This is a genomic window from Bacillus sp. WP8 (assembly GCF_000800825.1).
In the GTDB taxonomy this organism is placed as follows: Bacteria; Bacillota; Bacilli; order Bacillales; family Bacillaceae; genus Bacillus; species Bacillus safensis.
On sequence record NZ_CP010075.1, the window covers coordinates 1,743,518 to 1,764,010 of the forward strand.

The following is a 20,493-nucleotide window of genomic DNA, read 5'->3' on the forward strand; positions in this document are numbered from 1 at the left end:
TCATACATTAAAATGTCACATTTCCTTTAAGTCAAAACCATGCTTGAGATGGATGAGGAGGTCACGCGCTTTTGAAGATGAAAAGAGGCTGGATCGCTGCTGTCGCTTTATGTTTTGTGATATGGATGGGCATGTTGTTAGGTGGATTTGGAGAGAAGCAGGCAGCAAAAGGGGCTGATCGATATGATCATGTCGTTCAATTTCCAAAGGAAAGGTACCCTGAAACAGGCAGTCATATTCAAGAAGCCATTCGAAAAGGGCATTCAGATGTGTGTACCATTGACAGGAATGGAGCAGATGCCCGCAGGCAAGAATCATTAAAAGGGATACCGACAAAACCTGGATTTGACCGGGATGAATGGCCGATGGCGGTTTGTCTTGAGGGAGGAAAAGGCGCAAGCGTTCAATATGTCAGTCCATCTGATAATAGGGGAGCAGGCTCATGGGTCGGGCACCAAATCAGCGGATTTCCTGATGGGAAAAGAATATTATTCATTGTGAAATAAATCTGAGGAAAAGGCACCCCTCGAGCGGGTGCCTTTTTTGTTTATGGCAGAGCGTATCCGAGCTGGCAGGGAAAAAAGATTCAGTGGTACAATCAATCTATAAGGTACAAAGACTGACAAGAAGAAAATGTGAAGGGACATTTGCTTATGGATAAGAACCGTGCATTATACGATTTTTTTATGCAGCATGCAGAGAAGCTGACTGAAACATGGTATGAATCAATTGAGGACGATGATCCAGAATCGATATATCGTTCAACAGATTCCAGCATCATTGCAGAGCTAAAACGGCAAAATCAAGATTATTACCAGCACTTTATACGAGCTATTATTGAAGACAAGACATATTTACATACTGAATTTAAAAAATGGTCTGAGGATTTAGCCAGTGATCCGAAGCATTTAAATACACCATTAGATTATGTCGTAAGAGAATACATGTCCAATCAAAGAGTCGTTCTGCATTACTTAAAAGAATTTATTAAACAGCGTCAAGGTGACATTGATATTGACCGCATTTTTTATTGGTATGATTTGATTTCCGAAGCGTTTAATATATCAATCCATGTGTTTATCCAGCAATATGTGAAAAATACAACGAAGAAGCTTGTGGCTCAAAGAGATATGATTTATGAATTGAGTTCACCGGTGATTGTTTTAAAAAGCCAGATTGCGTTGTTGCCTTTAGTAGGTGATATTGACACAGCGAGAGCAAAGATTATTTTAGAAAATACGCTAAAACAGTGCTCGCAAAAAGGGGTTCAGCATTTATGTATTGATCTATCGGGTGTTGTCATTATTGATACAATGGTGGCTCATCAAATCTTTGACCTTGTTACGTCACTTCGGTTAATTGGAGTAGAGACGACCATTTCAGGAATTAGACCAGAAATTGCTCAAACAGCAGTACAGCTCGGGCTTCCTTTTAATGAATTTCGCACGGCATCATCACTTGCTCACGCGCTGGACCGCATGACTGAATTTTCTCCAATATAAAAACCAGGCCGATGAGAGGCCTGGTTTTTTATTTAGATGACAGCGTCAATTTGTGTGACTTTCCAATCTTTTTGTACTTTTTCGTACGTAACAGTTCGTTTTACTTTGCGTCCATCAAGTGTTGGGACAGTAAATTCATATGTGCGGACTGTTTGCTTCTTAGAAACAAGTTTAGGTGTGGCTTTTTCCCAATTGAGCATGTTATCTCCGTCACCGACTGGAACAGCCATTTTGCCTTTATGAACAATAAACTGATAATCTTTTAAACCATGTTTGATGGCATCTTGAGTGAACACTTGAGATAGGTAGCTGTTTAATTTTTTCTTTGTATCAAATGTTTTAGAAAGATAGTTGTATGTCATATCTTTATAGGTAAATGATTTTAATTTGTAATTAGAATGTTCTTTAATTTTGTAGCCTGACATTGCACTCCAAAAGTGTTCTCTTGCATCAAGGGCAATATGTAACGCTTCTTTATTTGTCAAAGCGGCTGATTTCTTGGAAGCGGCCAATGTTGTAGTTTGTAATGAGATCATAAGCATAATAGCAGTTAATAAAACAAATAATTTTTTCAAGGCAATTGCCTCCTTTTCTCAATGAAAACTTCTTATGTTACAAATGTTACAATAATTACAGTGATATTACAAGTATTAAATCTAAATGTTTTTTTATTTCTTTTGTTTCTAATTATATAACGTTTGAGGGAGACAAAAAGTTTTCATTTTTTTTATTTTTCTTCTTAATGATTATTTAACCGTTCTAAAGAAGAACGAAACGTCTTTTGGAAAAATTTCTATTTAGACGTTTAACACACTTTTTTATTTATGACATATACTGTCGTGATGAATGTCTAAAGAAAGTGGTGTTTATTATGTATCATCCGTATGAAGGTGTGTGGAATGGGTACTCATATGATAGGCAGATGCAAGGATTTCCATCTGTTGGTATTCCTCAAGGTGGAGGGTTTCCTGGGTTTCCGATCGGAGGAGGTACTTGGCCAGGGCAAGGTTCAGGCGGACAATCTGCACCGCCGGCACCGCCGCAGCATATCATTTCGCAGTATCAACAAGCACTCTCGCAGCCACAGAGTATGCAGTCGCTTATATCTGGGCACGGTGTTGGCGGAGGTCATCAAACTGTACAATTTGCAGCGGGATGTAATAGAAGATGGACAATTGTGTTTTTGAGAAACGGTCAAGTATTTTTAATGTTCGTTCTTTCCTCACAGCCTTTTGGCCGAACAACTGGTTTTATATGGCCGAACTTTACATTTGGTTCCTTCCCAAGTTCAAGTATTCTTGCCTATTCTTGTGCATAAGAAAAAGCCGGTTCTCATCAGCAGCTGATGAAATACCGGCTTTTTTTAATGAATATTTCGAAATACGCCAATCACTTTACCTAGTATACTCACATTCTGTAAGATAATCGGTTCCATTGATGGGTTCTCTGGCTGTAATCTAAAGTGTGTATCTTCTTTATAAAAGCGTTTCACGGTCGCTTCATCTTCCTCTGTCATGGCGACCACAATATCTCCATTGTTAGCGGTGCTTTGCTGACGCACAATGACATAGTCCTTGTCCAAAATACCTGCATCAATCATACTTTCTCCCATAATTTCAAGCATAAACACTTGTTCATCTGGTGCTGCAAAAGTCTCTGGAAGAGGGAAGTATTCTTCTACATTTTCAACAGCGGTGATAGGAAGGCCGGCCGTTACTTTTCCGATGACTGGAACGTTCATTACAGCACTCTTTGGAATATTCATTTCCTCTTCATCTAGTACTTCGATCGCTCTAGGTTTTGTCGGGTCTCTTCTAATTAAGCCCTTTGTTTCTAGTCTAGCTAAATGTCCATGGACCGTTGAACTGGATGCTAGACCGACAGCTTCTCCAATTTCACGGACGGATGGGGGATAACCCTTGCTTTTTACTTCATCTTTGATGAATTTCAGGATATCGAGTTGTCTTTTTGATAGCTTCGTCATCTTTTGCACCTCAAAACGTCAATTTTAAAGAAATTATAGCATGTTTTTCCTAACAGTACAAACATAGGTTCGAAAAAAACGTTTGACAGAAACGTTTGTTCGTATTTATAATGAGTGACAGAAAGAGCGAACACATATTCTATTAGGAGAGATGACATTATGAGGTTAAAAGAATCTATTATTTTTATTGGGGTATTCTCATTCATCGTTGGCATATTTCTCTCACTTATTGCAGTCACAAGCCATAATGATACAAATCAGTATGTTAAAATAGAGGTTCAATCAGGTGATACTCTTTGGGGGTTAGCTGATCAAGTAAACGACAGCAAATCAATCGACAAAAATGCATTTATTGATTGGGTTACCGAACACAATGATCTTGCTTCAACTGAAATCCAGCCTGGCGACATTCTTGTTATACCCGTCAAAAAAGAGCATCCAGTCGTATATCAGCTTGCAACAGTACAGTAGAAAGGTCGATTTTAGACATGAACGCAATCATTTATACGAGAGTAAGCACTGTCAAAGAAGAGCAGGAAACCTCGTTGAAAAGACAAGAAGAAGAACTGCTGGCGTTAGCTGCCATGCACAAGATGAATGTGGTCAAAGTCATCAAAGAAAAAGCAAGTGGATATGATTTAGATCGTGATGGTGTGTTTGAAATGCTTGCTGCACTGAAGGAAGAGTCAATCGATGCCGTTTTGATCCAGGATGAAACTCGTCTTGGAAGAGGACAAGCAAAAATTGCACTTCTTCATTGTTTATTTAAAGAGAACGTAAAGGTATACAGCGTGTTTCATAGAGGAGAGCTTGAGCTTTCAGAAGCAGATGAAATGGTCATTGAGATTGTAGGAGTCGTCGAAGAATACCAACGGAAAATTCATAACCTGAAAATCAAGCGGGGAATGAAAAGGGCAGTTGAGCGCGGATATCAGCCTGAACTGAATTTAAGGCAGCAGGACCATGCACCTGGCCGTGAGCGTATTGAAGTGCCGATTTCAGAAATTGTTCGATTAAGAAAAAACAATATGACATTCGCCGAAATTGCCGCAACTCTTCAGGCATTAGGTTTTGACATTTCAAAAGCAACGGTGCATAGAAGGTATCAAGAATATGAAAAAGACCTTCCCACCTAAAGCGTGATTTGTTGTCAAAATGATTGATATTTAGTAGTATGTAGAGAAAATGCTTTAAAGGAGTTTGTCATGATTTCTAAAGAACAGCTTGCAAGAATAAATGAGCTTTCAAAAAAGTCGAAAGAGACCGGTTTATCAGACGCTGAAAAAACAGAACAAAAGCAGTTGAGAGAAGAGTATTTGAAAGCTTTTCGTTCTTCTATGAAAAATACACTTAAAACTGTTAAGATCGTTGATCCTGAAGGAAACGATGTCACACCAGAAAAATTAAAAAGAGAAAAAGATCAGAACCTTCATTAAGCTGTGATTTCTTGAATTTTGAAAAGATGGGAAGATTATTCTCGTCTTTTTTCATATTTGCATAACTTTTTAGGTGATCGATAAACTAAATGTGACAAAATCCTTCTTTTTCAGCGTGAAATAGTTGTGAAAAAAGGACAGTAGATTTATGATAATGGTGTACACAAGATACGGAAGGGGATTTATATGGAAACGATTGAATTGAAATCTATTGCAACAATACGTACTCTCTCCATAGACGCAATTGAAAAAGCGAATTCCGGTCACCCAGGAATGCCGATGGGTGCTGCACCAATGGCGTACGCTTTATGGACGAATCACTTAAACGTAAGTCCGCAAAATCCAAATTGGTTTAACAGAGACCGCTTTGTTTTATCTGCGGGACATGGTTCTATGCTTCTATACAGCATGCTTCATTTAAGCGGATACAATCTGAGCATCGATGATCTAAAACAATTCCGCCAATGGGGAAGCAAAACACCTGGACATCCTGAATTTGGACACACAGAAGGCGTAGATGCCACAACAGGTCCTTTAGGCCAGGGAATTGCTATGGCAGTGGGGATGGCACTTGCAGAAAGACATCTTGCGGAAACGTATAACAAAGACAACTTTCAGGTTGTAGATCACTATACATACAGCATTTGCGGAGATGGAGACTTAATGGAGGGGATTTCCTCTGAAGCTGCTTCACTTGCTGGTCATTTAGGCTTAGGCCGTTTAATCGTTCTTTACGATTCAAATGACATTTCTTTAGATGGCGACTTAGATCGTTCATTCTCTGAAAATGTGAAGAATCGTTTTGAAGCGATGAACTGGGAAGTTCTTTACGTGAAAGACGGCAACAACATCGAAGAAGTAACAGCTGCTATTGAAAAGGCGAAACAAAGCACAGACAGACCTACTTTAATCGAAGTGAAAACAACAATCGGTTTCGGTTCGCCAAACCGTGCGGGAACGTCTGGTGTGCATGGTGCACCTCTTGGCAGCGAGGAAGCTAAGCTGACGAAGGATGCTTACTCTTGGACGTTTGAAGAAGATTTCCATGTACCTTCTGAAGTGTACGATCATTTCAAAGAAGCTGTCAAAGACGCTGGTCAGAAAAAAGAAGCAGCTTGGAATGAGCTGTTTGCGCAATACGAAAAAGAATATCCAGAGCTGGCAGCACAGCTGAAGCTTGCGATTGAAGGAAAGCTTCCTGAAAATTGGGACCAAGAGGTTCCTGTTTATGAAGCAGGTTCAAGCCTTGCCTCCCGCGCTTCTTCAGGCGAAGTGTTAAATGGCATTGCAAAGCAAGTACCTTTCTTTATTGGCGGGTCTGCTGACCTTGCAGGATCAAACAAAACAACGATTAAAAACACGGATGATTTCGGAAAAAATAATTATGCCGGCAAAAACATTTGGTTCGGTGTGAGAGAATTTGCAATGGGTGCGGCGCTCAACGGTATGGCACTTCACGGCGGTCTTCGTGTATTCGGCGGAACGTTCTTTGTTTTCTCAGATTACTTAAGACCAGCGATTCGTCTTGCTGCCTTAATGGGACTTCCAGTCACATACGTCTTTACTCATGATAGTATCGCTGTTGGTGAAGATGGTCCAACACATGAACCGGTTGAACAGCTTGCTTCACTGCGTGCGATGCCTAACCTTTCCGTTATTCGCCCAGCAGATGGAAATGAAACAGCTGCAGCGTGGAAACTAGCTGTATCTTCAACGGATAAACCGACTGCACTAGTTCTTACTCGTCAAAACCTTCCAACGATTGACCAGGCACCAGAGAAGGCATATGAGGGAGTAGAAAAAGGTGGATACGTTGTGGTTGAAGCAGCTGATGCACAGCCAGAAGCACTTCTACTCGCTTCAGGATCTGAGGTTGGTTTAGCCATTGAAGCGCAAAAGGCACTTGAAAAAGAAGGTATTCGCGCATCTGTTGTCAGCCTTCCTGCATGGGATCGCTTCGATCAGCAGTCAGACGAATACAAAGAATCCGTTCTTCCTAAAGCAGTACGTGCACGTATTGCGATTGAAATGGGTGCTTCACTTGGCTGGGAGCGTTACACTGGCCTTGACGGTGACGTGATTGCAATTGATAAATTTGGCGCATCTGCACCAGGTGAAACCATTATCGAGAAATACGGATTTACTGTCAGCAATGTAGTCAGCCGTGTGAAAGCGAAGCTGAATAAATAAACGAACTCCAAGCATCATGCTTTTTTGCTATCTGTTTGCAGAGCATTTTCATCCGCTCTGCAAACTTTTTTCTTTTTTCTTGTTTTTTTGACAAAACTAGTTTCTTCTTGCTTCATATATAGACAATTCTTTCTTTCACATTTTTGTATAATACAAGCAATAAACGAGATTGACGAAATGTGAAAGGAAGGGATAGACATGGAACGCCATTATTATATTTATTGGATTGAGGATGAATTTGCACATCACTATTTTGGCAGAGAATCGATTTTGTTTCATTTGTTTGAGTCGTTACACTGGACGAATCGCACCGACGATGAGTTAGTTATGCTTGTGAAGCAAGTGGATTATGTGACGAAGCGAATCCCTGCTTTTCATATGCATCAGCGTCTCATGAATAACTTAACGAACATTCACTACACACAAATAGGCTCGATTTACAGCGCTTCCTTACCAGATGGAAAAGGAACCGCAGCATTTATTATTAAAGACCGGTATATTCAAATGTCTGCCACTGGCAGTTATGAGGCAGAAGCGGTGTTTTTTGAAGTGCTGAGAAAAATCAGCCCTTGTTTTCTTGCGATGGACTTTAGTTCAAAGAAGCACGGGTGGCTTAATCCAGTAAAAGTGAGGAATTTTGTTTAAAAAAATAAAATTGAACGTGAAATGTTGTATAATAGCCTTTTGTTTAGTACACTTTATACGAGACAACATGAAGGAGGAAGAATTATGGATTTATGGGTTGTCATCCTTGTAGGCGTTGTTGCACTGCTTGCAGGAGTTGCACTCGGATTCTTTATTGCTCGTAAGTATATGATGAGCTATTTGAAAAAGAATCCACCGATTAATGAACAAATGCTTCGAATGATGATGATGCAAATGGGCATGAAACCGTCCCAGAAGAAAATCAATCAAATGATGAAAGCCATGAACAACCAAGCGAAATAATACGTACGATATTATGATCATAGATGGAACATGGTTATAAAGAATGGACAAGCGTTGTCCTTTCTTTATTCAATTCACCTTCATCAGACGCTTAAAACCACTGTACTTGCATGAATGAAGCAGGGAAGGTGGTTTTTATTATGGCGTCAAACAGCATGTAAAAAAACAAAAAACCCCTATGACAGAGGTTTTCGTTTCTTTTATGGTCACACATATCAACTGTTCTACAATGGTGCGGCATGTTTGATATCATGAAGTATAATTAGTTGGCTGAGTTTGAGTGTAAGTGTCGTTGATATTGTAAGAGGAGATGATCTAGCTGCTGGCTATGTTCGATGGTCACTGTTGATGTCATCCCATTATGCAAGACAACTTTCATCAGCTCTTCTCTTTTTTCTTCGATTTGAGTTAATAATGATGTTTTTACCAAAGTCATGTTCCTTTCATGCAAATCTTGATAAAAAGAATCGATTCTATTATATCCATTTTAAGGTTTATTTTCAAATTTAAAGGATTCATTATCTTGATGTCAAATTAAATTATATAAGGTTTTAAGAGAATAGACCATCTTTATTGAGGTGATGTAAAAAAAATGAAATGATTTTGTCATCTCTTATTGTATATTTGTAAGAAGGGGGTGTTCTTTTGACAGATTTGAATTACTTTTTAGCATTTGGAGCAGGATTTCTTTCTTTTATTTCACCGTGCTGTCTTCCGCTTTATCCAGCGTTTTTATCGTATATTACGGGCGTTAGTATAGATGAAGTGAAATCCGAGAAGGTGATGCTGAGAAGGAGAAGTCTGCTTCATACATTATTCTTTTTAGTTGGGTTCTCTATTATATTTATTGCGATTGGCTTTGGAACATCGTTTGTCGGGAAGTTTTTTGATGATTACCATCAAGCGATTCGTCAAATTGGAGCCATCCTCATTATTTTCTTTGGTTTCATGACCCTTGGCGTATTCAAGCCTTCTTTCCTCATGGGCGAAAAGAGAATACAGTTCAAAAATCGTCCTGCTGGTTTTTTCGGATCCATTCTCATCGGAATGGGCTTTGCCGCTGGATGGACACCTTGTACAGGACCTATTTTATCCGCTGTCATCGCACTAGCCAGTAACAATCCTGGATCGGCTGTGCCCTATATGATTGCGTATGTCTTTGGATTTGCCGTCCCGTTTTTTATTCTCTCCTTTTTCATTACGAAAATGGCGTGGATCAGAAAGCGTCAGCAGCTAATCATGCGAATTGGCGGAATCATTATGATTGTGGTAGGGCTGTTGCTGTTCTTTGATCTTCTCACATGGATTATCATCATGTTCTCATCATTGTTTGGCGGCTTTACAGGCTTTTGAAATCGTTTTCTACAGTCGCGGCGAATGGTTTTTTTTCGTCAATTGGAGTATATTATACATAGGCTGACCTTAAAGAATAAAGGAATGATTTGATATGATGATCTTGATCTCTTCTATAATTGCGGTATGTATGGCGGTGGCCGTCATGTTTATTCGCATTAAGTCATCTGCAAAACCTGCAACGGCAAAAAAAATTATTTTACCTCCTATTTTCATGAGCACTGGCGCACTGATGTTTTTTGTTCCAATGTTTCGGGTAACTGGAGCTGAATTTCTAGAAGCGATCACAGTGGGGATGTTTTTCTCTATATTTTTAATTAAAACATCGAAGTTTGAAATTAGAGGCAATGACATTTACTTAAAGCGGTCAAAAGCATTTGTGTTTATTCTCATTGGACTTCTTGTCCTTCGTATCGGGATGAAGACCATCCTAAGTTCTTCTATTGATTATGGCTCATTAAGCGGAATGTTTTGGATTCTTGCTTTTGGCATGATCGTACCTTGGCGGGTTGCTATGTATTTGTCGTTTAGAAAGCTGTCTAAACAATTAGATCCGCAGCAAATTCAAATGAATTAAACCTCCTTTTAATAAAGGAGGTTATTTTAATAACGATTCATATGGCGAGTGATCAATGTTTTTTTCTTGAAGGCGCTTCAATAAAAATTTATGATCACGCTTTGGTGTAGCCATAATGTAGCCGCGAATGATTAAGTCTAGATTAATGCTGGCAGCCTGTTCTTTTAATGCCAGCTCACCAATTTTACCCGCAATTTTTTCTTTGGCAACATCTCTAAACAACTCTGGAACTGGTAATACGAGTTCATTTAACAATTGTTTGTCCTCATCCCGCCATAGGTGAAGGCTCTTTTGAATATATTCATCCTGCCAATCAAGCTCTGATTTCCCATCTTCCTTTGGCAATCGTTTTAAAAATTTGCGAAACATAAAAAAGCCACCGATTGCGAGTAATCCGATCATCACTGTACCCCAAAATAAAATGAACCACAAAAACCAGCCGCTTAACATGTTCTCACTCCTTATACCCCTTATCTCTCTATTTTATATTACATGAAGAGAGGATAGAAGAAAATAACAAAAATGTATGTCTATTATCTCTATAAACGCCCTTTTTCATTGATAGCCGCCCATTTACTAGAATGACCCAAACCGATTAGTAGAAAAAGAATACATTATCATATAGCGATTCTACTATTTGGCCATGGTGGTTCGCAAAAGGTATTGACTTGAAACGAACGGGAAGAGAGCCCACCTATATGAAGGTGGGCTCTTAATGTTTGAAGTGGGGGATTTGAAAGGAAAATGCACCGCTTGGATGGTCGGAACATTTTTTAATTTTTATCGATATGATTTGGTTTTCATAATCTGTTGCAATGTCTTTGTCGTTTAAATAAAAAGGAAGCATCACGCTTTTTTCAATTGGCTGTTCGCCTTCACCTTTTGGCTTTTGTACTGTGTAAGTCAACGTCAGCTCATGTCCAGCGAAGGTCAGCTTTACATCAGTGATCGATAAGGTGGAGACATCGATTTCAATAATATAATCACGGCTTGTTTCATAAAGATCAATTGGGAGGTGTTCATCATACCAGGCAAATGGATCATCCATTAAAACATTGAGCCAATCATCTATTTCAAGGAAATCAGAGGAATTCGATTGCTTTTCATTCTCCATAAACACTCCTCCATCACATCTCATAATAAATCATATGATGAAAATGGAAATGTGTGAAAGACCTAAAACATCCCGTGTGGTCACGGGATGAGAGGGGAATGATTACATATCATGATGAGAATTGTGCTTTTGTCTTGTATGGTTGCGGTTTTTCACTTTTTTACTGCCTGATAGCGGCTCAGGCTGACCGCCTTGATGCTCCTTAGGAGAGTTTTGACGGATGTCTTTCCCTGTGTTTTTATTCGTCATGATGTTTGGCTCCTTCTTATTGATTTTTTTTGCGTTTTTTATTGTTTTGTCTTTGTTCTTCTGTTAAAACGAGTTGATCATCTTCCGTATAGCCTGCGCCATTACCTTGGCTTTTGGCTGCGTTCATGCCGTCAATGACATGATTTGCTTTGCGTTTTGTCATGTTCTTTCACCTCATTTGTAGTATGAACCCGCTGCGCTTCGTTTATGAAGAGTAAACATTTCCTAATGATAAGTTAAACTTATTGAATTTAATAAAAGCATTGTTATTTACTTATGTATGAATTTGTTTTAAGATGAAATTGTGAGAAAATTGTGGTGAAATACGACGATTTTTCTGAGAATTGAAATTGATCTTGATCATCAAAAGGGGGATTTTGGACATGTCGAAACAGCAGCAAGTCGCTAAACAAGACGCTTTTCAATCTAGAAAAACGTTTTCGACAAATGGGAAAACGTATCACTATTATTCGTTAGAAGCACTAGAGAAACAAGGAATCGGAAATGTTTCTAAGCTGCCTTATTCCATTAAGGTACTTTTAGAATCAGTGCTTCGCCAAGTAGACGGTAGAGTGATCAAGAAGGAACACGTTGAAAACTTGGCAAAATGGGGAACTGCCGAGGTAAAAGAAATTGATGTTCCATTTAAACCTTCTCGTGTTATTTTACAAGACTTCACGGGTGTACCAGCCGTCGTTGACCTTGCTTCTTTAAGAAAAGCAATGGCAGATGTAGGTGGGGATCCGGATAAAATTAACCCTGAAATTCCAGTTGACCTTGTTATTGACCACTCAGTACAAGTTGATAAAGCTGGAACTGAAGATGCATTAAACATTAACATGGATTTAGAATTCGAACGTAACGCAGAGCGTTATAACTTCCTTAGCTGGGCAAAGAAAGCGTTTAACAACTACCAAGCTGTTCCGCCTGCAACAGGAATTGTTCACCAAGTGAACTTAGAGTATCTTGCAAGTGTTGTTCATGCAATTGAAGAAGATGGCGAGATCATCACTTACCCAGATACATTAGTTGGAACTGACTCTCATACAACCATGATTAACGGTATCGGTGTACTTGGATGGGGCGTTGGCGGTATCGAAGCGGAAGCTGGTATGCTTGGTCAGCCTTCATACTTCCCAGTACCAGAAGTGATTGGTGCTAAATTAGTTGGAGAGCTTCCAAACGGAACGACTGCAACTGACCTTGCATTAAAAGTCACACAAGTCCTTCGTGAAAAAGGCGTAGTAAACAAGTTCGTTGAGTTCTTCGGACCGGGTGTTGCTCAATTGCCATTAGCAGATCGTGCAACAATTGCGAACATGGCGCCAGAATACGGTGCTACTTGTGGATTCTTCCCAGTAGATGAAGAAGCGCTTGCTTACCTTCGTCTTACTGGACGTGATGAAGAGCAAATTAATATCGTTGAAGAATATTCTCGTGCAAATGGCTTATTCTATACGCCAGATGCAGAAGAACCAATTTTTACTGATGTTGTGGAAATTGATCTTTCTAAAATTGAGTCAAACTTATCTGGTCCTAAACGTCCACAAGATTTGATTCCACTTTCTCAAATGAAAGAGACGTTCCATAAACACATCGAAAGCCCAGCTGGTAACCAAGGGTTTGGCTTAGATAAATCAGAGCTTGATAAACAAATCGAATTTGATCTTGCAAACGGTGAAAAAGCTGTGATGAAGACAGGTGCGATTGCGATTGCAGCGATTACGAGCTGTACGAATACATCGAACCCATACGTGTTAATCGGAGCAGGTCTTGTTGCGAAGAAAGCAAGTGAGCTCGGTATGAAAGTGCCAAACTACGTGAAAACGTCACTAGCGCCGGGTTCTAAAGTTGTAACAGGATACCTTGTGAATTCAGGACTTCTTCCATATTTAAGAGACCTCGGATTTAACATTGTTGGATATGGCTGTACAACTTGTATCGGAAACTCAGGACCGCTTGAGAAAGAAATTGAAGATGCTGTCTCTGAAAATGATCTGCTGATCACTTCTGTTTTATCAGGTAACCGTAACTTTGAAGGTCGTATCCATCCGCTTGTGAAAGGAAACTACCTTGCATCTCCACCATTAGTTGTGGCTTATGCACTTGCAGGTACGGTGAATATTGATTTAACAAAAGATCCTATCGGTGTCGATAAAAATGGCGAAAACGTTTATTTCAATGACATTTGGCCATCAATGGACGAAATCAACAGCGTCGTTAAAAGCACTGTCACACCTGAGCTATTCCGTTCAGAGTATGAAACTGTTTTTGACAACAATGACCGCTGGAATGAAATTAAAACGACGGATGATGCATTGTACAAATGGGATGAAAATTCCACATACATTGATAACCCGCCATTCTTTGAAAACCTATCAGTTGAACCTGGTAAAGTTGAACCGCTTAAAGGCTTGCGCGTAGTTGCGAAGTTCGGTGACTCTGTCACAACTGACCATATTTCTCCTGCTGGAGCGATTGGTAAGGACACACCGGCGGGCAAATACTTGCAAGAAAGAGGCGTGTCGCCTAGAGACTTTAACTCATATGGATCTCGCCGTGGTAACCACCATGTCATGATGAGAGGTACTTTTGCAAACATCCGTATTAAGAACCAAATTGCACCGGGAACAGAAGGCGGCTATACAACTTACTGGCCAACTGGTGAAGTGACATCCATTTATGATGCATGCATGCGCTATAAAGAAGATGGAACAGGTCTAGCGATCTTAGCAGGTAAAGACTACGGAATGGGTTCTTCACGTGACTGGGCTGCAAAAGGAACAAACCTTCTTGGAATTAAATTTGTTCTAGCTGAAAGCTTTGAGCGTATCCACAGAAGTAACCTTGTCTTCATGGGCGTACTTCCTTTGCAGTTTAAAGACGGAGAAAGTGCAGAAACTCATGGTCTAACAGGAACAGAAACATTTGAAGTTCATGTTGACGAAACAGTTCGTCCGCGTGATCTCGTTACTGTGAAAGCAATTGACACAGATGGTAACGAGAAAACATTTGAAGTGGTCGTTCGCTTTGACAGTGAAGTTGAAATTGACTACTATCGTCATGGCGGTATCCTTCAAATGGTACTTCGCGAAAAATTGGCAAGCAACTAATACAGCAAAGAAGAGAAGGCGATTCAACAGCTTTCTCTTCTTTTTTAAAATAGTGGAGGATCAATCATGTGGAAAAAAGGAATGGCAAGCGCTGTTTTACTTGTGTTGATTGGTTTACTTGCATGGAATTTATTTGGGCCAAAAGAGCCCGCAATCGGTCTTGAAAAAGGGGATCAAGCCCCTGATTTCGAACTAAAAACCCTTGATGGCAAAACCGCCTCGTTATCTGATTACCGAGGGAAAAAGGTGCTCATCAATTTCTGGGCGACATGGTGTAAGCCGTGCAGGACAGAAATGCCGGATCTAGACGCAATTAGGAGCGAAAATGACCAAGTTGAAGTACTAGCGGTGAATTTGACGACTACTGAAAAGAGTGTGGATCATGTGGCAGCATTCACAAAAGAATTAAAGCTGAGCTTTCCTGTTTTATTGGACCAAAAAGGCATTCAAGCAAGATATCAGGTGCTTTCATACCCAACGACCTACATATTAGATGAAAAAGGACGCATCATGTCTGTGAAGCATCAAATGCTGACAAAAAAAGAAATTGAAAAAGAGCTGGATCTATAATGATTCAGCTCTTTTTGCTTATTTTCCAAATGTTTTGGCGAAAATGTAATCATACATATATGGAGGTGAGTGGAATGAGAAGAAGAAAACGACGCACATTTGAAGAGCTTGTGCTTGAAAATAAAAAAGAATTATTAAGCAATGAGGAATTTTTAAACCAGCTCGAAGAAAAGTTGGAAGAACGATTTAGACAAAAATAAGTCATGAATTATCCGTTTTCGTTCATCCTAAAGAAGAGGGAGGGATGAATAATGGGTAGAGAGCATGATAAACAAGCGCAGTTTACACCAGACCATTTAGGGACAAAACCTGTAGCATACAAACGGAATAAAGGTAAAAAGATGCATAATAAATCAAATGAACAGCCAGATGTGATACAGACAAAGGGCGAATAAGGAGGGGAATCATCATGAATAACGAGTCATATCAATCCAATCCAGATGATCGATCTGATAATGTTGAAAAGCTGCAAGATATGATCGAGAACACACTTGACAATATCGATGAATCTGAAGCAGCGATGTCCGTTTCGACAGAGACAGAAAAGCAAATGATCAAACAAAAAAACGAAAACCGCAAAATGAGTATTGACGCGATGCGTTCTGAGATCAAGGACGAAGAAGCAGCAAGAAAGAATGGCTATACTGAATAAACCAGGGATTCCTGGTTTATTTTATTGCCTCTTTTTAGAAGAACCATTTGGAATGTGGTAAAATGGCAGAGACAGACCTTAGGTTTTGATAGGAGAGCGATGAAAACGTGTATGTATCCAAAAAAGAAATAGAAGTCCGTTATGCAGAAACAGATCAAATGGGCATCGTATATCATGCCAATTATTTAATCTGGATGGAAGTCGGCAGAACAGCATTGATTAAAGAATTAGGGTTTTCGTATGCGCAGCTAGAAGCAGACGGTGCTCTTGCACCTGTTATAGACTTGCAGGTTCAATATAAAAAACCATTGCTGTATGGTGAAACAGCAACCGTTCATACATGGATTGAAGAATATAATGGTGTCAAAACGGTGTATGGCTATGAAATTCAAAAACCTGATGGACAAACAGCGATTACAGGGACAACCTCACATATTTGTGTAGATAAAGATACCTTTAGACCTATTCAATTTAGAAAAGCCTTTCCTGCTTGGCATAAAGTATATGAACAGTCGAAGAAGCAGGTTTAATTTATGGCTTTTGGTATTAAACGAAGCGATTTAAACGCTTGGAAAACAGCTGTCCAGGAAGGAAAAGTTGCTTTTTTAACACACTACTGGCTCGATGACCGTTTTCCAAATGCCAATACCGTCACAAAAGCAGCCTGTCAGGATATGAAGCGGTTAGTTGAGTGGGGAGAAAGACATGGGCTAAAAAAAGAATGGATTCATGACCGCGAAGGGTTTCCTCATTTTGACTTGATCGGTGAGCCGCAAAAAAGAATTCTGCAAAAGGAACGGTCTTTAGGAAACATTCAAGAGTATGGGCTGTATATTGAAGTGTAAAACAAAAAAGATACCCGAGGGATGAGGTATCTTTTTTGTTTATTCATAATGAAATTCTGGTTCTTTCACGGACTCGTTATAATCAATATGCAGATCATGGTTGTCAAAGTACCAAATATCACTTTCCTCAATAAAGAAAGTAATACCTTCTATTTCAGCAGTTGCGCCGGCATTTTGAGGTTCATCTTTTGCGACGCCGAGAGAAAAGCCTTTTTGAACATTACTGCACCCGCCATATCTCACAAAAAAGCGAACTTGATCACCTTTTTCTAAATCTAATTCATCCTTGTACCAATTGAGTGCATCTTCTTTTATTGTTAATTTCAATGTGATCGCCCCTTTTTGAAGTCATGCTGTTTTTAAAATGCAGGATGCAAAAACAGCTTTTCTTTACTTTTACCACAGATTTAAATGAATGAAACGGCTAGAGCCATTTGATTTTCGGTTCAGTTTTGTTGAGAATTCGTTTGAGGTTGGCGATGTGTCTGTAAATCACAAAGCCAGCAAGAACGGCAACAACAATGATTAAGAATAGGTCTTTGGTGAATATGCTGTAAATGAATGTATAGATCCCGGTCAGCATAGATGATAGTGAAACATATTTACTAATGTATAAAAATAAGAAAAAAGCAGCGATCATCGTGATAAATAGGAATGGGGCGTAAAATAGCAGCACACCGCCTGATGTAGCGACTGCCTTTCCCCCTTTAAATTTTGCAAAGACAGGAAAGCTGTGACCGATAACAGCAGCAACTCCTGCTAATAAGGGATGGATGTCCAGCTGCATGAAAAACGGTAAAGCTGAAGCAAGCGTCCCTTTTAGGATATCAGCAGTAATCACAATAGACCCTGCTTTTACGCCAAGTGTACGAAATGCATTCGTCGCACCCAGGTTTCCGCTGCCATGTTCACGGATATCGATACCCTTTGCAGCTTTCCCGACAATGAGACCGGATGGAATACTGCCGAGAAGATAAGCCAAAATAAACATCAAAGCAATTAACATCTGCATAACTCCTTTATATTCTCCCTCTTGTCTTACATTTTAACATGATCTTGTGAAAAACATGGGGAACTTTTTTTGAAAAAATCCAAAGCAGATGGATTCAGCTTTGTTTTTAAGCAGAAATTCGCTAAAATAGAGGAAAAGGAGTGTCTTGATGAACAATCCTACGAAAGAAGAAATCGGCCGTATATTAAAGAGCAGTAAACGAATTGCTGTTGTTGGATTATCAGATCAGCCGCACCGGACGTCTTATATGGTGTCTAAAGCGATGCAGGATGCCGGGTATGAGATTATCCCAGTGAATCCAACGATCGATGAAGCACTCGGTGTGAAAGCAGTCGCTTCTTTAAAAGACATAAAAGAGCCTGTTGATATCGTCAATGTCTTTAGACGTTCAGAGTTTTTGCCAGAGGTGGCAGAAGAGTTTCTCCAAATAGACGCACCTGTTTTTTGGGCGCAGCAAGGCATATATCACGATGAAGCGAAAAGGCTGATTGAGGAAAATGGCAAGGTCGCCATCATGGATTTATGTATCAAGGTGGCTCATGCGTTGACAAAAACTCATTAATTCGTCAAAAATCCTTGGTTTTTCAAGGATTTTTGCTTTTTTGTTGCAGAAATATATTTGCGATTCTAGAAGAAAGCGATAAAATAAGGCGACAGGGACATATCGGCGGCCTTGCATATCGAGAAAAAGAGCGATAAGATAAATATAGAACATTTGTTCTGTTTTGCTAAAACCATCATATGATTGCATTTGGCTTATGAAACAGTCTTGTTTATAATGGACTTCTAGTTCTGATTGCAGAATGTAGAATGATTCTCATAGCTGTGCAAAAGAACATGTATTGGTCAATCCCACATGCATGGTGATGATGCAGCTTATTAAAGTGGACAGTAATGAGCAGCATGATCATCATTAAAATCTAGAGAGATCATTTGATGATTAGCCGGTTATGTTTGTTAGTGAAAGGGGATTAAGCATTTGGTTAAAAAGCAGCAAGTAGATTATAACGATGATTCTATTCAGGTGCTAGAGGGGCTTGAAGCGGTCCGTAAACGTCCAGGGATGTATATTGGATCTACGGATTCCCGCGGTCTTCATCACCTTGTCTATGAGATTGTAGACAACTCTGTCGATGAAGTGCTCGCTGGCCATGGAGATCATATCATTGTCAAAATACATAAAGATAACAGCATTTCCGTCCAAGATAAAGGGCGGGGAATGCCTACTGGTATGCATAAGCTTGGAAAACCGACACCTGAGATCATTTTAACGGTCCTGCACGCAGGCGGAAAATTTGGTCAAGGTGGATATAAAACAAGTGGTGGACTTCACGGAGTTGGGGCATCGGTTGTGAACGCGCTGTCAGAATGGCTTACTGTCACGATTGAACGGGACGGATTTATTTATCATCAGCGCTTTGAAAACGGCGGTAAACCTGTCACATCACTTGAAAAAGTCGGAAAATCGAAAAAAACGGGAACACTAATTCATTTTAAGCCGGACCCAACCATGTTCAGTGTTACGACCTATAATTTCGATACATTATCAGAGCGTTTAAGAGAATCTGCCTTTTTATTAAAAGGATTAAAAATAGAGCTGATCGATGAACGGCATGATGTACAAGAAACGTTTTATTATGAGACAGGCATTGAAGCCTTTGTTGCTTATCTAAATGAAGAAAAAGATGTTCTAAGTGAAGTCGTCTCATTTGAAGGAGAGCATCAGTCCATTGAAGTAGATTTTGCTTTTCAATTTAACGATGGCTACTCGGAGAATATCCTTTCCTTCGTCAATAACGTCAGAACAAAAGATGGCGGAACACATGAGTCTGGTGCCAAAACGGCCATGACGAGAGCCTTTAACGAATATGCACGCAAAGTGGCCCTTTTAAAAGAAAAAGACAAAAATTTAGAAGGTACTGATATTCGCGAAGGACTGTCTGCTATTATTTCTGTCAGAATTCCTGAAGAGCTGCTTCAATTTGAAGGGCAGACAAAAGGAAAGCTTGGGACAAGTGAGGCTCGTTCAGCTGTTGATGCTGTTATTTCTGAAAAACTTGCGTATTTTCTTGAAGAAAACCGGGAAACAGCCACTCTTCTTGTGAAAAAAGCGATTAAAGCGCAGCAGGCAAGAGAAGCTGCTAGAAAAGCCCGTGAAGAAGCGAGGAGCGGCAAGAAACGTAAAAAATCTGAAGCAACGCTGAGCGGAAAATTAACACCAGCCCAATCTAGAAACCCAGCAAGAAACGAACTATATCTAGTAGAGGGTGACTCAGCGGGCGGGTCAGCAAAACAGGGACGTGACCGTAAATTCCAAGCGGTGCTGCCACTGCGCGGAAAGGTCATCAATACTGAAAAAGCAAAGCTTGCTGATATTTTCAAAAACGAAGAAATCAACACCATTATTCATGCAATTGGTGGAGGCGTCGGTGTCGATTTTAATGTGGAAGACATCAATTATGACAAAATCGTCATCATGACAGATGCGGATACGGATGGAGCGCATATTCAAGTGCTTCTCTTAACATTCTTCTACCGCTATATGAAGCCGCTGATTGAGCATGGCAAAGTGTTTATTGCACTTCCGCCTTTATATAAAGTCAGCAAAGGCTCAGGGAAAAAAGAGATTATTGAGTACGCATGGTCTGATGAAGAAATGGATGACGTACTCAAGAAAGTTGGAAAAGGGTACACGATTCAGCGCTACAAAGGGTTAGGTGAAATGAATGCCGACCAGCTATGGGAAACGACAATGAATCCAGAATCGAGAACACTTGTCAGGGTCAAAATTGATGATGCTGCACGTGTGGAACGCCGCGTCACAACTTTAATGGGTGACAAAGTTGAACCACGCCGTAAATGGATTGAAAAGAATGTCGCCTTTGGACTTGATGAGGAAAGCAACATTCTTGAAAATGAAAACTTGTCGCTAGCTGAGGAGGTTTAAA

General features: G+C 39.9%; 29 protein-coding genes. 20 read left to right on the forward strand and 9 right to left on the reverse strand.

The genetic code is table 11. The features are described 5' to 3' along the window. Positions 1-125: 125 nt before the first annotated feature. Positions 126-506, forward strand: coding sequence for a NucA/NucB deoxyribonuclease domain-containing protein (locus tag QR42_RS08600; RefSeq protein WP_228280000.1), 381 nt, complete (start codon positions 126-128; stop codon positions 504-506). Positions 507-653: 147 nt separating this feature from the next. Next, complete coding sequence (locus QR42_RS08605; protein WP_039178899.1) at positions 654-1,502, forward strand: STAS domain-containing protein; 849 nt, start codon at positions 654-656, stop codon at positions 1,500-1,502. Between the two features lie 32 nt (positions 1,503-1,534). Here QR42_RS08605 and QR42_RS08610 read toward each other — a convergent pair whose 3' ends face one another. Continuing rightward, complete coding sequence (locus QR42_RS08610; protein ID WP_039178902.1) at positions 1,535-2,077, reverse strand: IseA DL-endopeptidase inhibitor family protein; 543 nt, start codon at positions 2,075-2,077, stop codon at positions 1,535-1,537. Between the two features lie 296 nt (positions 2,078-2,373). On the opposite strand from QR42_RS08610, the gene QR42_RS08615 reads away from it, so the two are divergent. Continuing rightward, the gene (locus QR42_RS08615) at positions 2,374-2,820 is read left to right on the forward strand and encodes a hypothetical protein (RefSeq protein ID WP_039178904.1); all 447 of its coding nucleotides are present in this window, start codon (positions 2,374-2,376) and stop codon (positions 2,818-2,820) included. Between the two features lie 45 nt (positions 2,821-2,865). Here the strand turns inward: QR42_RS08615 and lexA are convergent, their stop codons facing one another. Next, a complete protein-coding gene (lexA, locus tag QR42_RS08620; protein WP_024425129.1) occupies positions 2,866-3,486 on the reverse strand; it encodes a transcriptional repressor LexA in 621 nt (206 codons plus the stop codon). A gap of 159 nt (positions 3,487-3,645) precedes the next feature. On the opposite strand from lexA, the gene yneA reads away from it, so the two are divergent. The 6 genes from yneA to QR42_RS08650 all read left to right on the forward strand — a co-directional run bounded on the left by yneA (position 3,646) and on the right by QR42_RS08650 (position 8,060). Beyond that, positions 3,646-3,957, forward strand: coding sequence for a cell division suppressor protein YneA (gene yneA / locus QR42_RS08625; RefSeq protein WP_034283425.1), 312 nt, complete (start codon positions 3,646-3,648; stop codon positions 3,955-3,957). 17 nt (positions 3,958-3,974) lie between these two features. Next, positions 3,975-4,622 (forward strand): YneB family resolvase-like protein, encoded by a 648-nt coding sequence (locus QR42_RS08630; protein WP_039178908.1) that lies wholly within the window; start codon positions 3,975-3,977, stop codon positions 4,620-4,622. A 69-nt stretch (positions 4,623-4,691) separates the two neighbouring features. After that, a complete protein-coding gene (locus QR42_RS08635) occupies positions 4,692-4,922 on the forward strand; it encodes a DUF896 domain-containing protein (RefSeq protein WP_024425132.1) in 231 nt (76 codons plus the stop codon). 186 nt (positions 4,923-5,108) lie between these two features. After that, positions 5,109-7,112 (forward strand): transketolase, encoded by a 2,004-nt coding sequence (gene tkt / locus QR42_RS08640; RefSeq protein ID WP_039178912.1) that lies wholly within the window; start codon positions 5,109-5,111, stop codon positions 7,110-7,112. Between the two features lie 198 nt (positions 7,113-7,310). Beyond that, on the forward strand, positions 7,311-7,757 hold the full coding sequence (gene sirA / locus QR42_RS08645; protein ID WP_024425134.1) for a sporulation inhibitor of replication protein SirA: 447 nt from the start codon (positions 7,311-7,313) through the stop codon (positions 7,755-7,757). Between the two features lie 84 nt (positions 7,758-7,841). Beyond that, a complete protein-coding gene (locus QR42_RS08650) occupies positions 7,842-8,060 on the forward strand; it encodes a YneF family protein (RefSeq protein WP_003212379.1) in 219 nt (72 codons plus the stop codon). A 262-nt stretch (positions 8,061-8,322) separates the two neighbouring features. Here QR42_RS08650 and QR42_RS08655 read toward each other — a convergent pair whose 3' ends face one another. Next, positions 8,323-8,496: an aspartyl-phosphate phosphatase Spo0E family protein gene (locus QR42_RS08655; protein WP_369810454.1), complete on the reverse strand. Its 174-nt coding sequence runs from the start codon at positions 8,494-8,496 to the stop codon at positions 8,323-8,325. A 209-nt stretch (positions 8,497-8,705) separates the two neighbouring features. Here QR42_RS08655 and QR42_RS08660 point away from each other — a divergent pair, with 209 nt between their 5' ends. Both QR42_RS08660 and QR42_RS08665 read left to right on the forward strand, forming a co-directional pair. Then, positions 8,706-9,413 (forward strand): cytochrome c biogenesis CcdA family protein, encoded by a 708-nt coding sequence (locus QR42_RS08660; protein WP_039178915.1) that lies wholly within the window; start codon positions 8,706-8,708, stop codon positions 9,411-9,413. Positions 9,414-9,507: 94 nt separating this feature from the next. Further along, on the forward strand, positions 9,508-9,990 hold the full coding sequence (locus QR42_RS08665) for a CcdC family protein (RefSeq protein WP_024425136.1): 483 nt from the start codon (positions 9,508-9,510) through the stop codon (positions 9,988-9,990). Positions 9,991-10,011: 21 nt separating this feature from the next. On the opposite strand, the gene QR42_RS08670 is transcribed toward QR42_RS08665, so the two are convergent. From QR42_RS08670 to sspO, 4 genes are all read right to left on the reverse strand, one after another. Next, positions 10,012-10,440 carry a DUF2621 domain-containing protein gene (locus QR42_RS08670; protein ID WP_024427086.1) on the reverse strand — a complete coding sequence of 143 codons (429 nt, stop codon included), beginning with the start codon at positions 10,438-10,440 and terminating at the stop codon, positions 10,012-10,014. 262 nt (positions 10,441-10,702) lie between these two features. Next, positions 10,703-11,104, reverse strand: coding sequence for an Hsp20/alpha crystallin family protein (locus QR42_RS08675; protein WP_039178919.1), 402 nt, complete (start codon positions 11,102-11,104; stop codon positions 10,703-10,705). 102 nt (positions 11,105-11,206) lie between these two features. Then, positions 11,207-11,353 carry a small acid-soluble spore protein P gene (locus QR42_RS08680; protein WP_003211331.1) on the reverse strand — a complete coding sequence of 49 codons (147 nt, stop codon included), beginning with the start codon at positions 11,351-11,353 and terminating at the stop codon, positions 11,207-11,209. Positions 11,354-11,369: 16 nt separating this feature from the next. Beyond that, complete coding sequence (gene sspO / locus QR42_RS08685) at positions 11,370-11,516, reverse strand: small acid-soluble spore protein O (protein ID WP_039178922.1); 147 nt, start codon at positions 11,514-11,516, stop codon at positions 11,370-11,372. A 220-nt stretch (positions 11,517-11,736) separates the two neighbouring features. Here sspO and acnA point away from each other — a divergent pair, with 220 nt between their 5' ends. From acnA to QR42_RS08720, 7 genes are all read left to right on the forward strand, one after another. After that, positions 11,737-14,466 (forward strand): aconitate hydratase AcnA, encoded by a 2,730-nt coding sequence (acnA, locus tag QR42_RS08690; RefSeq protein WP_039178925.1) that lies wholly within the window; start codon positions 11,737-11,739, stop codon positions 14,464-14,466. 66 nt (positions 14,467-14,532) lie between these two features. Next, positions 14,533-15,036 carry a TlpA family protein disulfide reductase gene (locus QR42_RS08695; RefSeq protein ID WP_039178927.1) on the forward strand — a complete coding sequence of 168 codons (504 nt, stop codon included), beginning with the start codon at positions 14,533-14,535 and terminating at the stop codon, positions 15,034-15,036. Positions 15,037-15,110: 74 nt separating this feature from the next. Further along, positions 15,111-15,236, forward strand: coding sequence for an FbpB family small basic protein (locus QR42_RS18965; protein WP_003211002.1), 126 nt, complete (start codon positions 15,111-15,113; stop codon positions 15,234-15,236). Positions 15,237-15,287: 51 nt separating this feature from the next. Beyond that, positions 15,288-15,431: an acid-soluble spore protein N gene (locus QR42_RS08705; protein WP_008357830.1), complete on the forward strand. Its 144-nt coding sequence runs from the start codon at positions 15,288-15,290 to the stop codon at positions 15,429-15,431. 14 nt (positions 15,432-15,445) lie between these two features. Beyond that, the gene (gene tlp / locus QR42_RS08710) at positions 15,446-15,688 is read left to right on the forward strand and encodes a small acid-soluble spore protein Tlp (protein ID WP_024427090.1); all 243 of its coding nucleotides are present in this window, start codon (positions 15,446-15,448) and stop codon (positions 15,686-15,688) included. 107 nt (positions 15,689-15,795) lie between these two features. Further along, positions 15,796-16,218, forward strand: coding sequence for an acyl-CoA thioesterase (locus QR42_RS08715; RefSeq protein ID WP_024425143.1), 423 nt, complete (start codon positions 15,796-15,798; stop codon positions 16,216-16,218). Between the two features lie 3 nt (positions 16,219-16,221). Beyond that, positions 16,222-16,533 carry a hypothetical protein gene (locus QR42_RS08720; protein ID WP_039178934.1) on the forward strand — a complete coding sequence of 104 codons (312 nt, stop codon included), beginning with the start codon at positions 16,222-16,224 and terminating at the stop codon, positions 16,531-16,533. A 39-nt stretch (positions 16,534-16,572) separates the two neighbouring features. On the opposite strand, the gene QR42_RS08725 is transcribed toward QR42_RS08720, so the two are convergent. Then, positions 16,573-16,860, reverse strand: coding sequence for a HesB/YadR/YfhF family protein (locus QR42_RS08725; RefSeq protein WP_024425145.1), 288 nt, complete (start codon positions 16,858-16,860; stop codon positions 16,573-16,575). Positions 16,861-16,957: 97 nt separating this feature from the next. Further along, positions 16,958-17,539, reverse strand: a complete 582-nt coding sequence (gene plsY / locus QR42_RS08730) for a glycerol-3-phosphate 1-O-acyltransferase PlsY (protein WP_024425146.1) — start codon at positions 17,537-17,539, stop codon at positions 16,958-16,960. Positions 17,540-17,693: 154 nt separating this feature from the next. Here plsY and QR42_RS08735 point away from each other — a divergent pair, with 154 nt between their 5' ends. Further along, entirely contained in the window at positions 17,694-18,107 is a 414-nt protein-coding gene (locus tag QR42_RS08735) for a CoA-binding protein (protein WP_039178937.1), read from the forward strand. Between the two features lie 417 nt (positions 18,108-18,524). Continuing rightward, positions 18,525-20,492: a DNA topoisomerase IV subunit B gene (parE, locus tag QR42_RS08740; protein WP_039178939.1), complete on the forward strand. Its 1,968-nt coding sequence runs from the start codon at positions 18,525-18,527 to the stop codon at positions 20,490-20,492. Position 20,493 lies beyond the last annotated feature (1 nt).

Bases quoted from the DNA above. Each gene is read 5' to 3' on its own strand.
- tkt (WP_039178912.1), top strand. From the start codon at position 5,109: ATGGAAACGATTGAATTGAAATCTATTGCAACAATACGTACTCTCTCC.
- QR42_RS08695 (WP_039178927.1), top strand. From the start codon at position 14,533: ATGTGGAAAAAAGGAATGGCAAGCGCTGTTTTACTTGTGTTGATTGGT.
- QR42_RS08655 (WP_369810454.1), bottom strand. From the start codon at position 8,496: ATGACTTTGGTAAAAACATCATTATTAACTCAAATCGAAGAAAAAAGA.
- QR42_RS08650 (WP_003212379.1), top strand. From the start codon at position 7,842: ATGGATTTATGGGTTGTCATCCTTGTAGGCGTTGTTGCACTGCTTGCA.
- QR42_RS08680 (WP_003211331.1), bottom strand. From the start codon at position 11,353: ATGACGAATAAAAACACAGGGAAAGACATCCGTCAAAACTCTCCTAAG.
- sspO (WP_039178922.1), bottom strand. From the start codon at position 11,516: ATGACAAAACGCAAAGCAAATCATGTCATTGACGGCATGAACGCAGCC.
- QR42_RS18965 (WP_003211002.1), top strand. From the start codon at position 15,111: ATGAGAAGAAGAAAACGACGCACATTTGAAGAGCTTGTGCTTGAAAAT.
- lexA (WP_024425129.1), bottom strand. From the start codon at position 3,486: ATGACGAAGCTATCAAAAAGACAACTCGATATCCTGAAATTCATCAAA.
- QR42_RS08705 (WP_008357830.1), top strand. From the start codon at position 15,288: ATGGGTAGAGAGCATGATAAACAAGCGCAGTTTACACCAGACCATTTA.
- QR42_RS08605 (WP_039178899.1), top strand. From the start codon at position 654: ATGGATAAGAACCGTGCATTATACGATTTTTTTATGCAGCATGCAGAG.
- acnA (WP_039178925.1), top strand. From the start codon at position 11,737: ATGTCGAAACAGCAGCAAGTCGCTAAACAAGACGCTTTTCAATCTAGA.
- plsY (WP_024425146.1), bottom strand. From the start codon at position 17,539: ATGTTAATTGCTTTGATGTTTATTTTGGCTTATCTTCTCGGCAGTATT.
- tlp (WP_024427090.1), top strand. From the start codon at position 15,446: ATGAATAACGAGTCATATCAATCCAATCCAGATGATCGATCTGATAAT.
- QR42_RS08630 (WP_039178908.1), top strand. From the start codon at position 3,975: ATGAACGCAATCATTTATACGAGAGTAAGCACTGTCAAAGAAGAGCAG.
- QR42_RS08735 (WP_039178937.1), top strand. From the start codon at position 17,694: ATGAACAATCCTACGAAAGAAGAAATCGGCCGTATATTAAAGAGCAGT.
- QR42_RS08665 (WP_024425136.1), top strand. From the start codon at position 9,508: ATGATGATCTTGATCTCTTCTATAATTGCGGTATGTATGGCGGTGGCC.
- QR42_RS08720 (WP_039178934.1), top strand. From the start codon at position 16,222: ATGGCTTTTGGTATTAAACGAAGCGATTTAAACGCTTGGAAAACAGCT.
- QR42_RS08675 (WP_039178919.1), bottom strand. From the start codon at position 11,104: ATGGAGAATGAAAAGCAATCGAATTCCTCTGATTTCCTTGAAATAGAT.
- QR42_RS08600 (WP_228280000.1), top strand. From the start codon at position 126: ATGGGCATGTTGTTAGGTGGATTTGGAGAGAAGCAGGCAGCAAAAGGG.
- QR42_RS08615 (WP_039178904.1), top strand. From the start codon at position 2,374: ATGTATCATCCGTATGAAGGTGTGTGGAATGGGTACTCATATGATAGG.
- yneA (WP_034283425.1), top strand. From the start codon at position 3,646: ATGAGGTTAAAAGAATCTATTATTTTTATTGGGGTATTCTCATTCATC.
- QR42_RS08635 (WP_024425132.1), top strand. From the start codon at position 4,692: ATGATTTCTAAAGAACAGCTTGCAAGAATAAATGAGCTTTCAAAAAAG.
- sirA (WP_024425134.1), top strand. From the start codon at position 7,311: ATGGAACGCCATTATTATATTTATTGGATTGAGGATGAATTTGCACAT.
- QR42_RS08670 (WP_024427086.1), bottom strand. From the start codon at position 10,440: ATGTTAAGCGGCTGGTTTTTGTGGTTCATTTTATTTTGGGGTACAGTG.